General features: G+C 56.1%; 13 protein-coding genes. 1 reads left to right on the forward strand and 12 read right to left on the reverse strand.

Features of this window, described 5'->3' with window-relative positions; genetic code table 11:
* Positions 1-4: 4 nt before the first annotated feature.
* From ACJJIT_RS13410 to trpB, 9 genes are all read right to left on the reverse strand, one after another.
* Positions 5-916: an AAA family ATPase gene (locus ACJJIT_RS13410; protein WP_444900919.1), complete on the reverse strand. Its 912-nt coding sequence runs from the start codon at positions 914-916 to the stop codon at positions 5-7.
* Positions 917-1,094: 178 nt separating this feature from the next.
* Entirely contained in the window at positions 1,095-2,276 is a 1,182-nt protein-coding gene (locus ACJJIT_RS13415; RefSeq protein ID WP_444898708.1) for an O-succinylhomoserine sulfhydrylase, read from the reverse strand.
* A 102-nt stretch (positions 2,277-2,378) separates the two neighbouring features.
* Positions 2,379-3,866: an amidophosphoribosyltransferase gene (gene purF, locus ACJJIT_RS13420; protein WP_444885603.1), complete on the reverse strand. Its 1,488-nt coding sequence runs from the start codon at positions 3,864-3,866 to the stop codon at positions 2,379-2,381.
* A gap of 42 nt (positions 3,867-3,908) precedes the next feature.
* Entirely contained in the window at positions 3,909-4,403 is a 495-nt protein-coding gene (locus ACJJIT_RS13425) for a CvpA family protein (protein WP_252085170.1), read from the reverse strand.
* Between the two features lie 373 nt (positions 4,404-4,776).
* Positions 4,777-5,436 carry an SPOR domain-containing protein gene (locus ACJJIT_RS13430; RefSeq protein ID WP_444898709.1) on the reverse strand — a complete coding sequence of 220 codons (660 nt, stop codon included), beginning with the start codon at positions 5,434-5,436 and terminating at the stop codon, positions 4,777-4,779.
* On the reverse strand, positions 5,417-6,688 hold the full coding sequence (gene folC / locus ACJJIT_RS13435; protein ID WP_444898710.1) for a bifunctional tetrahydrofolate synthase/dihydrofolate synthase: 1,272 nt from the start codon (positions 6,686-6,688) through the stop codon (positions 5,417-5,419). The genes ACJJIT_RS13430 and folC overlap by 20 nt, the downstream gene beginning before the upstream one ends.
* Before the next feature lie 83 nt (positions 6,689-6,771).
* The gene (accD, locus tag ACJJIT_RS13440; RefSeq protein ID WP_252085167.1) at positions 6,772-7,626 is read right to left on the reverse strand and encodes an acetyl-CoA carboxylase, carboxyltransferase subunit beta; all 855 of its coding nucleotides are present in this window, start codon (positions 7,624-7,626) and stop codon (positions 6,772-6,774) included.
* Positions 7,627-7,786: 160 nt separating this feature from the next.
* Positions 7,787-8,596, reverse strand: a complete 810-nt coding sequence (gene trpA, locus ACJJIT_RS13445) for a tryptophan synthase subunit alpha (protein ID WP_444898711.1) — start codon at positions 8,594-8,596, stop codon at positions 7,787-7,789.
* Between the two features lie 91 nt (positions 8,597-8,687).
* Positions 8,688-9,911, reverse strand: coding sequence for a tryptophan synthase subunit beta (trpB, locus tag ACJJIT_RS13450; protein WP_444898712.1), 1,224 nt, complete (start codon positions 9,909-9,911; stop codon positions 8,688-8,690).
* A 104-nt stretch (positions 9,912-10,015) separates the two neighbouring features.
* Here trpB and ACJJIT_RS13455 point away from each other — a divergent pair, with 104 nt between their 5' ends.
* On the forward strand, positions 10,016-10,243 hold the full coding sequence (locus ACJJIT_RS13455) for a hypothetical protein (protein WP_444898713.1): 228 nt from the start codon (positions 10,016-10,018) through the stop codon (positions 10,241-10,243).
* Positions 10,244-10,497: 254 nt separating this feature from the next.
* Here ACJJIT_RS13455 and ACJJIT_RS13460 read toward each other — a convergent pair whose 3' ends face one another.
* The 3 genes from ACJJIT_RS13460 to ACJJIT_RS13470 form a co-directional block, all read right to left on the reverse strand.
* Positions 10,498-11,109 carry a phosphoribosylanthranilate isomerase gene (locus ACJJIT_RS13460; RefSeq protein WP_444898714.1) on the reverse strand — a complete coding sequence of 204 codons (612 nt, stop codon included), beginning with the start codon at positions 11,107-11,109 and terminating at the stop codon, positions 10,498-10,500.
* A 138-nt stretch (positions 11,110-11,247) separates the two neighbouring features.
* Complete coding sequence (gene truA / locus ACJJIT_RS13465; protein WP_444898715.1) at positions 11,248-12,141, reverse strand: tRNA pseudouridine(38-40) synthase TruA; 894 nt, start codon at positions 12,139-12,141, stop codon at positions 11,248-11,250.
* A 163-nt stretch (positions 12,142-12,304) separates the two neighbouring features.
* The gene (locus ACJJIT_RS13470; protein WP_444898716.1) at positions 12,305-15,733 is read right to left on the reverse strand and encodes a FimV/HubP family polar landmark protein; all 3,429 of its coding nucleotides are present in this window, start codon (positions 15,731-15,733) and stop codon (positions 12,305-12,307) included.
* Positions 15,734-15,769 lie beyond the last annotated feature (36 nt).

Consider the following 15,769-nt stretch of genomic DNA (forward strand, 5'->3'; position numbering starts at 1 on the left):
CTGTTTAGGCCGCGATAATATCCACCTGGCGCATAAGGCGCTCTACCAGCTGATCGCCATTGCCGCCATCACTCTGCAAACGGTGCCCAGCCACCGAGGGCAGCACCGCCTGGATATCTTCCGGCAGGACATGGGCGCGATTATGAATCAGCGCCCAGGCCTTGGCAGCACGCAGCAGCGCCAGTGCCCCTCGGGGCGATAAACCCACCGCACAATCTGAGCTCTGGCGGGTATGCAGCACCAAACGCTCTAAATAATCGAGCAGACTGTCAGAGGCCTTCACCTGCCCCACCAGACTTTGCATTTTTTTCAGAGTAGCGAGGTCGATACGTGGCTTTAGCTTGGCCAGCTGTTGGCGGGGATCAGCGCCTAAATACAGGGCCCGCTCAGCTTCGCGGTTAGGGTAACCGAGGCTGATGCGCATCAGGAATCGGTCCAGTTGTGACTCCGGCAGGGCAAAAGTACCGGACTGCTGCAGTGGGTTCTGGGTGGCAATCACAAAGAAAGGCTGTGGCAACGCGCGGGTTTCGCCGTCGACACTGACCTGGCGCTCCTCCATTGCCTCAAGCAAAGCACTCTGAGTTTTGGGAGAGGAACGATTGATCTCATCGGCCAGCAGTAGCTGGCTGAAAACCGGCCCCTCATGAAAATGAAACTGCCCGGATTCCCGCTCAAAAATTGATACACCGAGAATATCCGCCGGCAGCATATCGCTGGTAAATTGCACGCGTTTATAGGAGAGACCGAACACCTGCGCCAGAGCATGGGCCAGGGTGGTCTTGCCCATACCTGGCAGGTCTTCAATCAACAGGTGACCTTTTGACAAAAGGCAGGCCAAGGCCAACTTCACCTGACGCTCTTTTCCCAGCAAAACACTGCCAATATCGGAAACGATGGCGGAAACTATTTTTTGCACGGCAAATCCATTACTGCTCATTTTTTTCTCAGGCCAAGGAGCGGCCCGGTGTAAGCACCCGCCAACGCTGTGGGGCGGGTGCTATGGTGCCAAACTCGCAAAAATCGAATTTGGCACCCGCTATTAATCATAGGAAGACAGGGAGTGCCCTGGTTTAAGCAAAGGCCCTGCAAAGCGCCTACAACAAAGACAGCCCCCGCATCAGATCGCGCTTCAGGTCTTCTGCATTCTCCAATCCGACGGAAATACGAATCAGGTTTTCGGTGATGCCCGCGCGGGCTTTGTCCTCATCACTGAGACGCCCGTGGGTGGTAGTAGCCGGGTGTACGATAGTGCTCTTGGCATCGCCGAGGTTGGCGGTGCAAGACAGGATTTTACAGTTGTCGATCACCTTCCAGGCTTCCTCGCGACCACCGCGCACGCAAAAGCTCAACACCGCACCAAAGGCATCCTGTTGTTCGCGGGCCAAGCGGTGCTGGGGGTGTTTGGGCAGGCCGGTGTAGTTGACCTTTTCCACCATCTCCTGTTCATCAAGCCACCAGGCCAGGTCCAGGGCGTTGGTGCAGTGGGCCTGCATACGCAGCTTGAGCGTTTCCAAACCTTTAAGGAAAACCCAGGCGTTAAACGGGCTCATACTGGGGCCGGCAGTACGCAGGAACACCACCAGCTCATCCATAACCTCTTTGCGCCCCACGGCGACACCGCCCAGGGCGCGCCCCTGGCCATCGAGGAATTTGGTTGCGGAGTGCACCACGATATCGGCGCCAAGCGCCAGTGGGCGCTGCAGGGCCGGAGTACAGAAACAGTTATCCACCACCAATAGAGCGCCGGCGCTGTGGGCCACCTCCGCCAGCGCGCGGATATCCGCCACTTCACACAGGGGGTTGGACGGGGTTTCCATAAACAGCAGCTTGGTGGAGCCATCCACCGCCTGCTTCCAGGCATCCATATCGGTGAGATCCACATAGCTCACACGCACGCCGAATTTTTCCATATAGCGGCCAAACAGCGCGGTGGTGGTACCAAACACACTGCGAGAGCAAATCACCCGGTCGCCACTTTTCAGCAGCGCCATACAAATACTGAGAATCGCGGCCATACCACTGGCCGTGGCTACCGCAGCCTCGCCACCCTCGAGCGCGGCGATGCGCTGCTCGAACATACGAACGGTGGGGTTGGTGTAGCGAGAGTAAACATTGCCGACACTCTCGCCGGTAAAGCGCGCAGCGGCTTCTGCAGCAGAGGGGAATACGTAACTGGAGGTGAGATAGAGGGCTTCGGAATGCTCGCCCTCTTCCGAGCGGACCTGCCCGGCGCGAACGGCCAGAGTTTCCAGAGCGTAACCGTCGTCTTCAAACATATACCGCTTCCTAGTCAGTATTTTTTGGAAGGGGTCATATTAACCGAAACGGTCGTGCATGGCGCCCTCTTCTGCCGTGAACAGAGCGCCGCCGGAGATAACTTACAGGGTGCTAGTATCGGCCTTCTTGTGCTTGGCCTCATCGTTGCGCGCCGCGTGAAGGCTATCGAGGTAATCTTCGTCAACATCGCCGGTAATATAGTTACCGTCGAAAACGGAGCAGTCGAACTGATCGATTTTCTGCTTACCTCCGCTGGAACTTACGACCAAGTCTTCCAAGTCTTGGTAAATCAACCAGTCTGCACCGATTTCTTCACAGATCTCTTCAGTCGTGCGGTCATGCGCCACCAGCTCACTGGCAGACGGCATATCAATACCATACACATTGGGGTACTTCACAGCTGGCGCCGCACTGGCGAAATAGACTTTCGCGGCACCCGCATCGCGAGCCATCTGAATGATCTGCTTACAAGTGGTACCGCGCACAATGGAGTCATCCACTAACAGCACATTCTTACCGCGGAATTCCAGCTCAATGGCATTCAGTTTTTGGCGCACTGATTTCTTACGCTGTTTCTGCCCAGGCATGATAAAGGTACGGCCGATATAGCGGTTCTTCACCATCCCCTCACGGAATTTCACCCCCAGCCGGTGTGCCACAGTCTGGCCGGCGGTGCGGGCGGAATCGGGAATGGGAATCACTACATCGATATCGTGGTCGGGGCGCAGGCGCAGAATCTTGTCTGCCAGGTGCTCACCCTGACGCAAACGCGCCTTGTGTACGGAAACGCCATCCATAATGGAATCCGGGCGGGCGAAGTACACATGCTCAAAAATACAGGGGGTCAGGGTCGGGTTTTCCGCGCACTGCTCAGAGTGCACAGTACCGTCCAGCTCGATATACAGCGCTTCACCGGGGGCCACATCGCGCACCAGTGTGTAACCCAGTACATCCAGGGCGACAGACTCAGAGGCCACCATATACTCGGTGCCTTTCTCGGTCTCACGTTTACCGTAAACCAGCGGACGAATACCGTTGGGATCGCGGAAGGCGACGATACCGTAACCCACAATCAGGGCCACACAGGCATAGGCGCCGCGCACACGTTTGTGCACACCGCGCATGGCGGTAAAGATATCTTCAGCCTTAGGCTGCAGCTTATGTAGCTTATGCAGCTCATGAGCGAATACATTGAGCAGCACTTCGGAATCGGAATCCGTATTAATGTGGCGCAGATCCTGCTGGAAGATCTCTTCAACCACATCCCGCACATTGGTGAGATTGCCATTGTGTGCCATGGCAATGCCATAAGGAGAGTTCACATAGAAAGGCTGCGCCAGGGCGGGACCGGAACTGCCCGCAGTGGGGTAGCGCACATGGCCGATACCAAAGTTACCTTTCAGGCGCTCCATATGGCGCGCGCGGAACACATCGCGCACCAGACCGTTGGCTTTTTGCTGGTTCAGGCGATCATCGTCACAGGTCACGATGCCCGCAGCATCCTGCCCCCTGTGCTGCAACAGAGTGAGCCCATCATAGAGCTGCAGATTGACATCACTCTTACCGACGATACCGACGATACCACACATATATTTGACCCTATTGATCGAAAAAGCGGCGCTAGCGCCCGATTAAAATAACTCTACGAAATAGTCCTTCACAGACTTGGCCAGCTCCCGCGCACTGCCCTCAAATTCGAGGAAATGGGGAATTAACACCGACTCACTCCACCAACTATCCTGCTCCACCGGCACCAGTGCCGGAGCCAGAATCAGCAGTGCCATCACCACAATGGCCCCACGCGCCAGACCAAACACCATGCCCAGTACCCTGTCGGTACCCGATAAGCCAGTGGCCTCAACAAAAGCGGAGAGCATCATATTCAAAAGCGCCCCAGCCAGGAGCGTTCCGAAGAACAGAATGGCGAAGGCGGCAATCGCCTGGAGGGATGGGGTGTCGACAAGGTTTGAAAGCAGTGGCGCCAGCTGTTCGCGAAACATCATCGCGACCACAAAAGCGGCAATCCAGGTGAGCAGTGACAGGGTTTCGCGCACGAAACCTCGACTAAGGCCGATAAGTGTGGAGATACCCACAATAGCCAGAATGGTCCAGTCAGCCCAATTCATTCAACCCTACCTGCGTGGCGGCTGCTGCCGCGAAGAGCGCGCATTCTAACTTAAGGGACTAAGCGCGTGAAGCCGTAGACGAATCGATTGGAATTTCCTTTCCAAACTGCAAAACTCCGTAGATTAATCACCTTACGGCAGTGGATTTATGCAAAAAAAAGCGCAGATGAATTGCCCTTTAGACGTGCCTCTGCGTGAGGACAGCCACGGGGCAAACAGGCGATATACCAGACCAAGAAGTGTAAGAAGCCCAGCCAATATCCCAGCCATCCGCGAAATACTGGCACAAGCTGGATAGGTTGCCGCTACTTTGGTGACCAGACCGGCACACCCTCTTTACCAAAATGCCAACCCGCCGCAAGCCACAGAAACCTCAAGCTTTGAAGCGAAGCACCAGGGTTTGCGCCTGCAGTAGTGCGTCCAGCTCCCGCTTAATAGTCTGTGCGTCGGCTTTATTCACTTTCGGCCCTACAAAGACCCGCACAAAGCGCCCCTTATCCGTTTCCACAGCGCGTGTGTACGCGCGATACCCCTCATCCATCAAGCGCATGCGCAGCTGCTGTGCACGGGAATCATCTTTGTAGGAGGCCACCTGAACCACCCAGGCCATCGGCTGCCCCTGATCATCAACCAATGGCGAGGCCGGCTGCTTGCCAGTATCAACCTCCACTGATGAAGTGGAATCATTTGTATCTTTTCCCTTCCCCGACTGTGTATCGGAGACAGCAAATTTTGCCGCACCCTCTGCGGGGTTAGAGAACTTCTCGGGTACTTCCGGCTGAAAAATTTCCCCAGCCTTCGGTGCTGGCGCCACACCGGCAACAGGCTCCGGATGAGCAATCTCAATAGGGCTGATATCCGGCTCAGCCGGGATCTGGCTTACCTCGCTGATATGCCCCTTTGACTCCCGGTCCAGCAGACTTGGCAGGAAAATCACGGCGAGCGCAATCAGCACCAGCGCACCGACAATACGCTGTTTAAAGCCGTCGTTCAGCCGCCCTCTGCGGGAGGCCTTATCCTCGCAATTCTCCATTACCCTCGTCTCGCATCTGCTGCAGAACTTCCGCCACAGTAAAGAAGGATCCATATACAAGCAACCTATCCTGTGGATTGAGGGTTGGCAGCAGTTGCCGCAACCCTTCAGCCACTGTTGGACAGCGCCGATCCACATTCGTCTCATCTACCCCAGCTTCCAGGAGGCCAGTGCAGAGTGCCTCACCCTCTGCGGCACGACCATTTTCCGGCAGCAAGGCCGGGTGCCAACGATCTACCAACTTACGCAGAGGAGCAAATAGACCGACGAGATCTTTATCTTCCATCGCCGCAACCAAGGCGTGGGTCTTCCCCTCCACCGGATTGGCCTTCAACCAAGCAGCCAAGTGTTCAGCCGCCGCCGGATTATGCCCCACATCCAACAGCAGATTTCGCTCACGCCAGTAGACTTGCTGGCAGCGCCCAGGCAGGGCTATTTGGGCCAAGGCAGCCTCTACTCCCTCCTGGGGTAAAGCATCCAGAAGTGTCAGCGCGGTAAGCCCAGCAGCAATACTGGGTCGCGGCAGAGTGATATCCGGTATTGACAGAACCAAATCGCCAAAGTGATAAATCTCACTCTCACCACTTGAAGAGATATTAAAATCCTGCCCGATAAAATAACTGGAACTGGCCTGCTTTTCTGACGCAGACAGCACAGATTGGGGTGGTGAGCTATCTGCACAGACAAAAGGAGCCCCGGGACGCAGAATGCCCGCTTTCTCGCGGCCGATGACTTCCCGATCGCTACCAAGCCAATCCTCGTGATCTACTGCCACGCTGGTAATAATCGCCAAGTCGGCATCCACCAAGTTGACCGCATCCAACCGACCACCGAGACCGACTTCCAGCAAAGCATATTGCACCTTCATGCGCTGGTATAACCACAGGGCAGCCAGGGTCGTGAACTCAAAATAGGTAAGACTGGTTTCCCCGCGAGCAGCCTCCACTGCGACAAAGGACTCCACCAACTGCTGATCCGATACCTCCTCGCCATTGATGCGTATTCGCTCATTGAAACGCAATAAGTGTGGAGAACTGTAAGCGCCGACGGAGTAGCCGGCGCGGCACAAGAGTGCCTCCATTGTCGCTACGCAGGAGCCCTTGCCATTGGTTCCAGCCACGGTAATCACCGTAGGGGCGGGTTTTTGCACCCCCAGTGCAGCTGCAACCGAAGAGACACGCTCAAGACCGAGTTCGATTTCAGAGGGGTGCAGCCGCTCCAGGCGGGTGAGCCAATCTTGTAGTGAGGACATAATTGGATAGATCGCTGGTGGGAGGCAGCAGCCAGACGTTCTTACCGACTGCTCTTAAGGACCTCCGGGGAATTGGGAAATAATTAATTACCGCTCAGTTTACCCAATAAGCGCGAGACGGTGGTACGCATATCCTTGCGTGGAATAATCATATCGATGGCGCCATGCTCCAGTAGGAATTCACTACGCTGGAAGCCCTTGGGCAACTTCTGGCGGATGGTCTGCTCGATAATATTGGGGCCGGCAAATCCGGCACGCGCACCTGGCTCGGCCGCATTGATATCACCCAGCAGGGCCAAAGAGGCTGAAACGCCGCCGTACACGGGGTCGGTCATAATGGAGATATAGGGTACTCCCGCCATCTTCATTTTTTCCAACACCGCCGAGGTCTTGGCCATCTGCATCAAAGAGATCAGGGCCTCCTGCATACGCGCCCCACCGGTGGCAGAAAAGCACACCAGCGGAATACGCTGTTCCAAAGCGCGTTGGGCCGCGCGGGTAAAGCGTTCACCCACCACATAGCCCATGGAACCGCCGTGGAAGGCAAATTCGAAGGCCACCGCTACCAAGGGCTCTCCATTCAGGGTGCCTTGCATGGCGATCAGTGCATCTTTTTCGCCAGTGGATTTTTGTGCTTGCAAAAGACGGTCTTTGTACTTTTTGACGTCTTTAAACTTCAGGCGATCCACTGGCAACACATCGGTAGCCAGCTCTTCGCGTCCATCTTCATCGAGGAATATGTCCAGGCGACGGCGGGCGCCGATGCGCAAATGGTGGTCGCACTTGGGGCACACATCCAGGTTGCGCTCCAGCTCCGGGCGGTAAAGCATGGCGTCACATTTGACACACTTCTTCCATACCCCCTCTGGGACCTTGCTGCTGCCGGCACGTCGCTCGGTGCGAATTACCGCGGGAACAATTTTTTCTAACCAGCTCATCTCGTTTCCAAATCCGGATGCTTTCTGTAGGCCGGTGCATTTTACCGACCGGTGAGTTTCAGGCTACGAATTAAAACACTAAGCTGAACATCAAACCGAGCCAGATCAGCCGCTATTTTTGGTGATCTGGCCAGTTTTTCGCTTAAACTTGGGTGAAAGCCTAACGGTCCAGTGCCTGGCGCATCTCGCTGACGATTTCCCCCAGCCTCGCCTTGGCTGCGACCAGGTCCGCAGCTTCATCCACCGCGGACACCAGTACACTGCCCACTACCGCCCCGTCGCCATGGGCGCTGACTGAGCGCGCCGAGCTGCCATCTTTGATACCGAAACCCACACACAAGGGCAGATCGGTGAAACGGCGAATATGTTCGAGGTTATCGCGCACAGAATCCAGGTCCAAATGGCCAGCACCTGTGACCCCTTTCAGGGAGACGTAATACACAAAACCGCTGGCCAGGCCGGTAATCTCGCGTATACGCTCCTCAGTGGTGGTCGGCGTCAGCAGGAAGATATTGCGCAGGTTGCGCTCCGCCAAGAGCTTGTTGAGCGGCCCCGCCTCCTCTGCCGGCAGGTCCACCGTAAGGGCGCCATCAACTCCGGCATCGAGCGCGGCATCGGCGAACTCCCGCTCACCCATTCGCTGGATCGGATTGGCATATCCCATCAGGATAACCGGGGTTTCCGCATCCACCTGGCGAAACTCTTTCACCAGCGCCAGGCACTTACGCAAAGAGGCGCCGTTGGCCAGGGCGCGCTCATGCCCTTTCTGGATTACCGGCCCTTCGGCCATGGGATCGGAGAAAGGCACCCCCAGTTCAATAATATCCGCACCACTGGCCACCAACTGATGCATCAAGGGTACGGTATTTTCCAAGCCGCCATCACCGGCGACGATATAAGTTACCAGGGCCTTTCGGCCCTCACCGCGCAGTCTCGCAAAGCGGCGATCAATTCTATTTTGTTCTGTCACTGTGTATTCCCTGAGCTACTTCTGGCCTAGTGCCAGCTCACTTGGTCCGATTATTTCGATACGCCCACCCGGGCAGGTGGGCAGAACGCTGCTAAACCTCAATGCCATCGATAGCGGCAACGGTGAAAATATCTTTGTCCCCCCGGCCGGAGAGGTTCACCATGATATTTTGCTCAGGCGCCATTTCAGCTGCGAGCTTCATCGCATAGGCGACCGCGTGGCTGGACTCCAACGCCGGCAGAATACCCTCGGTGCGGGTTAGGCGGCGGAAGGCATCAAGCGCTTCTTTATCATCAGCGGTAACATACTCCACACGGCCGATATCTTTGAGCCAGGCGTGCTCGGGGCCAACACCGGGGTAATCGAGGCCCGCAGAAACGGAGTGGGTTTCGATAATCTGGCCGTCCTCATCTTCCATCAGGTAAGTGCGGTTGCCGTGCAGAACACCGGGAATACCATCGTTGAGTGGCGCCGCGTGCTTACCGGAGGCCAGGCCTTCACCGCCAGCTTCAACGCCAAACATCTTCACCTCTGAATCATTGAGGAAGGGGTGGAACAGACCAATCGCATTGGAACCACCGCCGACACAGGCCACCAGGGCGTCGGGCAACTGACCAAAGCGCTCCAGACTCTGACGGCGCGCTTCGCGACCGATAATAGAATTGAAATCCCGCACCAATTGCGGATAGGGATGAGGGCCAGCCACTGTACCAATAATGTAAAAAGTATTATCGACATTCGTTACCCAGTCACGCATGGCCTCATTCATGGCGTCTTTGAGGGTCTTGGAACCGGACTCCACCGGTACGACTTCGGCACCCAACAACTTCATGCGGTAGACATTGGGGGACTGGCGTTTGACGTCTTCAGCGCCCATATAAACGGTGCACTGCAACCCCAAACGCGCGGCTACGGTAGCGGTGGCCACACCGTGCTGGCCTGCGCCGGTTTCGGCAATAACACGACTCTTACCACTGTGCTTTGCCAGCAACGCCTGGCCCACGGTGTTATTTACTTTGTGTGCACCGGTGTGATTGAGATCTTCGCGCTTAAGCCAGATTCGCGCACCGCCCGCCTGCTCAGTCAGTCGCTCAGCAAGATACAGCGGCGATGGCCTGCCTACGTAGTGCGCCAGATCGTGATCAAAGGCAGCGACAAAATCCGGATCATCTTTCAGGCGGCTATACATTGCCTGAAGCTCATCCAGTGCGCTGATCAGCGTCTCCGATACAAAGCGACCGCCGTAGGGACCAAAATGTCCGCTCGCATCCGGGAAGGTGGAAAAATCGATAGCACCTGGCTTACTCACACTCATACTCCGTGGGTCACGTGGTTTTTAAACTATTTGCCTATTTATTAATGCTTGAATAGTTCCTCCTGAACTATTCAAGCATCGCCAGAAAATACTGGCGCAGATACGTGGATCTGCTGGTATTTACTGGCTCGCGCCGGCACTGCCGGCGGCGGCACTTCCCTGTGCCGCTTTCATCCTATGTAGCGATAGTTCCTCCTGAACTATTCAAGCATCGCCAGAAAATACTGGCGCAGATACGTGGATCTGCTGGTATTTACTGGCTCGCGCCGGCACTGCCGGCGGCGGCACTTCCCTGTGCCGCTTTCATCCTATGTAGCGATAGCTCCTCCTGAACTATTCAAACACCGCCAGAAATACTGGCGCAGATGCGTGGATCTGCTGGTATTTACTGGCTCGCGCCGGCACTGCCAGCGGCGGCACTTCCCTGTGCAGCTTTCATCTTGTGTAGAGATAGCCCTTCAGAGCTACTCAAGCATTACCAGAAAATACCGGCGCAGATGCGTGGATCTGCTGTTATTCACTGGCTCTCGCCGACATTGCCGGCAGCGACACATTCTTGTGGCGCTAAAATATTCTGTCTCGCCAGCTAGTTGTTCTTAACTGCACGAATAAAAGCACTCACTTTTTGTCGGTCCTTGATACCCGGCGCCTGCTCTACGCCGCCGCTGACATCCACGCCCAGAGGTCGCGCTGCCGATATTGCAGCAGCAACATTATCCGCTGTCAGTCCACCAGCAAGCACTATGGACCGGCCGCTTTCCTGAGGAACCCTATCCCAGTCAAAAGTCTCACCGGTACCACCAGGAATGCCTGGACGATAGGCATCCAGTAAAAACCCGCGTGCTTTGGGGTGCTCCTGCATTGCTGCGACAACATCCAAGCCCTCCTTCATACGCAGGGCCTTGATATAGGGCCGGCGAAACTGTTCGCAGTAACGGGCAGCTTCCTCACCGTGAAATTGCAATAAATTAAGAGGAACCAACCCCAAAGTCTGGTCCACTTCACTCTGGGCAGCATCCACAAACAGGCCGGTCAGGGTAACAAAGGGAGGAACCGCCTCGGCAATCACTGCCGCAACCTGCGGATCGATATAGCGGGGGCTCGCCTTGTAGAAAACCAATCCCAGTGCATCCGCACCGGCATCAATCGCCATCAGGGCATCTTCTACACGGGTGATGCCGCAAATTTTCACTTGCATCGCTTAACCTGGAGCCAGCCGAGCGGCCAACAAAAATGAGGGAACGCTGGATACTAGCAGATTGACACCGGGGGCGAAACGCGTGCTATTCAAGTGGCGTAGCAGCCTCACGGCTGCATGGGAAGCAAAAGCTAGCTGTTAAGGCTGTGCAAGTGAGCCGAGAGGCAGAGGCACCAGCAGAGGACCCGGATCACAGCTAGGCAACTGAAACTCCTTCGGGTATTGCACATCTACCAGATACAAACCAAATGGCGGCGCGGTAACTCCACCCGCGGAGCGGTCGCGCTTCTCCAGCACTTCTCCCACCCAACTCGAGCTGCGCTCACCCCGGCCCACCGCCATCAGCACACCGGTAATATTGCGCACCATATGATGCAAGAACGCATTGGCGCTCACTTCCAGCACGATCAGCTGGCCAACACGGGCAATATCCAAGCGGGTAATTTCCCGCACAGGGCTTTTAGCCTGACACTGGGAAGCGCGGAAACTGGTGAAATCCTGGCGGCCAATCAAGTGCTTCGCCCCCTCGCGCATGGCATCCAGATCCAGTGGATGCTGGGTCCAGGTCACCTCTGACGAGCTGTGCGCCGAGCGGGTCGGGGCACTGTGAATCAAATAGCGATAAGTCCGCGCATGGGCGGAAAAACGCGCATGAAATTGCGCCGGCATCTCACGAACCCAGCGTACACGCACAGAATCCGGTAACTTGGTATTCACCCCTTGAACCCAGGCGCGCTCCGGGCGCTGGGCACGGGTATCAAAATGAATCACCTGATTGGTGGCATGCACACCGGCATCAGTTCGCCCAGCACAGACCAGGGTGACCGGCTCTGCCGCAATATTTGACAGGGCACGCTCCAGGTGGGCCTGCACAGTTTCCGCCGCTGACTTCTGCTTCTGAAAGCCGTGTAACCGCGCACCGCAGTACTCAACTCCCAGCGCAATACGACGCAACCCCTCGGGCAGTTGCTCGCCAGGGGGAACTTCGCCATTGGCCTTGTAAATATATTCGCGTTCAATTGCCTGCGTCATAACGGCAAAATTACTCTATTGATGCCACCTCAAAGTCGAGGAGAGCGTAAAAAAGCAAAATCCAACAATCTGGATACAAACTGGGGGAAACCGGGAATTCTCCGACAAAATAAAAAAACCTCGCAGCCAGTGCGAGGTTTTTTCAGGCGGAGTTGAGAAGCGCTTAAACCATGCGCTCCAACAACTCCTCAGCGCGACTCTTATGCTCGCCACCGCCATCTTGGGCCACTTCTTTGAGAATATCCTTGGCGCCCTCTTTGTCACCCATATCCATATAGGCCTGGGCCAGCTCCAGCTTGGTGCCCATCTCATCGCCGCCTTCGAGCAGGCTCAGTTCGGAGTTGAGATCATTTTCCAAGTTGAAATCCAAGCCGGCAAATTCAGACTCGGTCTCCTGCTGCTGAGTGGCAACAGCCTCACCCGCTTGCTGCTGGGACTCTTGCTCAGAGAGTCCCTGCGCTTGGTCTGCCGTAGCCTCCAACCCCAAATCACTTTCGAGGTCCAGACCGGTAGACAGATCCCCATCGGTGGACTCATCAATCAGGGCCAGCTCCTCCTCGAGAGAAAACTCTTCTTCTACTGAAGCCTCATCGAGGGACAGCTCCTCTCCAGTCGCTTCCAGAGAGGCCATATCAAAATCGAGATCCTCTTCCTGGGGCAGGCTATTGGGCACAGTAGTATCCGCTACAGCGGCGCCATCTTCACTCTGCAGAGATTCAGTAGAGGCAAGGTCCCCGGCAATATCATCGAGATTAATACTGTCGAGGTCCAGTTCCCCATCGAGCTCTGAACCAATCATATCCAGGTCACTCTCGGAGAAAGTCTCCAGTGAGAGCTCATCTTCGCTACCCGCGCTGGACGTAATATCGAGATCAGCCTCCAGAGAGTCCAGCTCCTGGGTCTCAAGGCTCTCCTCAATTGCCAGGGCCTCATCGGCTTGCGACTCTTGCCCGGCCTCTTCCATCATGGAGAGATCCAATTCGAAGTCCAGACCACCAATGGAACCACCGGACTTCGCCTTGTCAGCCGCCACTGCAGCCTCTTCAGGCTCCGCTACCAGCTCGTCGGCACCCACCTCATGGCTCTCAGCGCTATCCAGCGCCAGGGAATCAAGATCCAATTCTGAGGTATCGAAATCAATTGGCGCCAAGTCTGACGCATTCTCGGCGGCAACTTCCTCTACTGGCGAGTCTTGCAATGCCAATTCCGAAGTTTCACCTGTATTCAGATCACCGAGATCCAACTCACCAAGATCGAGGTCGTCGAGGTTTAGCTCTTCATTATTGTTGGACGCCAGCTGAGAACCATCCTGCTCGCTGTCAAAGGCACCATCGAGATCCAAGTCATCAAGGTTGAACTCATTGTCCAGATCGAGGGATTCACCCGTCTCCAGCGCAGGTTCTGTAAAACTATCCTCCAAATCGAGAGACAGTTCTTCAGAGGCTAATTCGCCATCTGCTTTCTCACTATCCAGCTTCTCACCGTCCAAGGAGAGATCCATGGTGAGGTCGTCAAGCAGTGAATTGTCGCCATTAAAATCGTCTATAGAGGACTGAGCCGGTTCTGCTGCGGAGAAATCCTGATCCAGTGCAGCACCGATATCATCCAGTTGCGCCGCTTCCAGAGATTCGCTGGAAAAATCCATCGCCGGGGCTTCAAAGTCTGGAGCATCGGCAATAGTTTCACGCAGGCGCGCGGCGCGGTCGGCCGCAGGGCCATCGCTGATAGCCAGTAATTGGATGTAGTGATCGTCGAACTTCTCAACGTCCTGATTGTGGGCGTAAACTTCCATCAGCATCAGGCGTGCATCTACCACCTGGGGATCTTTTTCCAGGCCCAGCAGCAATTTACTTTCTGCCTCTTCGTACTGCCCAAGGGACAGATGAATCTCGGCCTCGGAGATGGGGTCATCGGTGCCCACATCACCCAGATCACCGAGGTCAAAAGCGTTATCGGCTTCCATGCTCTCTACGGCAGCCAATGTCTCATCAGCTTCAGCGGTCTCTTCCGGCATCACCTGCAGAGACTCCTCTGCGGCCAACTGTTGCTCCAGTTGCTGCTCTGCTTCCTGCTCAGCCTGGCGACGACGCCAAGTAAAGAAACCGAACAAGCCCACTAGAAGACCCGCGGCACCGATGCCAATCAATTGCGCATTGTCGCCGAGCTTCTCCATCAGGCTGGGCTCGGGCTGGGTCTGAACAGACACTACGCGATTGCGCGACTGCGGTTCAGTTTCAGCGACCTGCGTATCATTCTGTTCTGTTGCGTCATCCAGAGACTCAGCGGCGAGGGACTCGTCCAGCTGCGTCTCATCACTCCCCAGTGTATTATCTGCCAGCTCAGCGCTGTCAATATCACTGGTATCAAGGAGCGGATCAGACAATTCGGCTGCGGCTTGCACCGCAAGCATCTCCTCATTGGAAACCTCTACCAAGGCCTCCATGGTATCGATCTGCTCATCGAGTTCGGCGATACGCTCGCGCAGCTCGGTATTTTCCAGCTGCGATTTATCCAGCTCTTCCTCGGCCACCGTCAGGTCGCCTTCCAGCGCCTCGCTGTCTTCTGCACCGCTTCCGGAACCCGAAATTACAGACTCATTGTCGCCGGGCGCAGTCAGGCTGACACGCCCCTCAACCTCATTGCTGACAATGCGTTCTTCCTCTACCGGGCGCGCATCCAGCGGCGCACCCGTGGCGACTTCCTCAACACCGCTGCGTTGGCGCCAGGAATCATTCTGTTGGGCGACCTCTGAGATTGCCTCGGTGAGGCTCAAGCTGCGCAGATCCTCACTGTTTGGCAGACGCAGCACAGCACCTTTTTTCAACAGGTTAATATTGCCGTTGATAAAAGCTTCCGGGTTCAGGCGCTGAATCGCCAACATAGTTTGCTGAACGGAAAAATCACGACTCACACGATTTTCCAGGGCGATCTCCCACAGGGTATCGGCAGAGGAAACCGGACCGTAAACTTGGCTGCTGTCGCCGCTATCTGTGGCAGCGCGCTGCGGCTGACGGCGCACAGGCTCGGGCTGTTGCGCCGCCGGCGTTTCTGCGGGCTGCTCCACTTCAGGCTGGGCAACCGGTTGCTGGGCAGGCTGTACCGGGCGCGGCGCGGGCCTCTGCACCTGGGTGTCGCGGCGTACCTGCTGGCGCTCGCGCTCAGCGGCGCGCACCGGCTGTTGGGCGCTGTTTGGTGAAAACGCCGGCAGGTCCATTAATAGGGTGTATTCACGCAGTAAGCGGCCACTGGGCCAGCGGGTTTCCACCAGGAAATTCAGGAAAGGCTCGCGGATTGGTTCGCGGCTGGTAATACGGACCACCGGCTTGCCACCGGAGTAATCCACATCAAAACGCAGTGAAGTGAGTAGGTAAGAGCGTTCCACACCTGCGCGGTCAAATTCATCCGGCCCCGCGAGGCGCACTTTGATCTCAGCATCGTCCAGGCCGCGGGTTTGCAGCAGGCCAATTTCCGCATCGAGTGGCTGATTAAGGGTGGAGTTGAGTTTGATCTCCCCCAGTCCGAGCGCCAGAGCCGCATTGCTTCCCAGTGCACCGACTAGACCAACTGCAAGTGCCAACTTACGCACACGCATATCCGATTCCCTTTATTGTTAGAATCTTCCCAGGGC

This window comes from Microbulbifer mixtoriginis (SeqCode) (assembly GCF_052467515.1).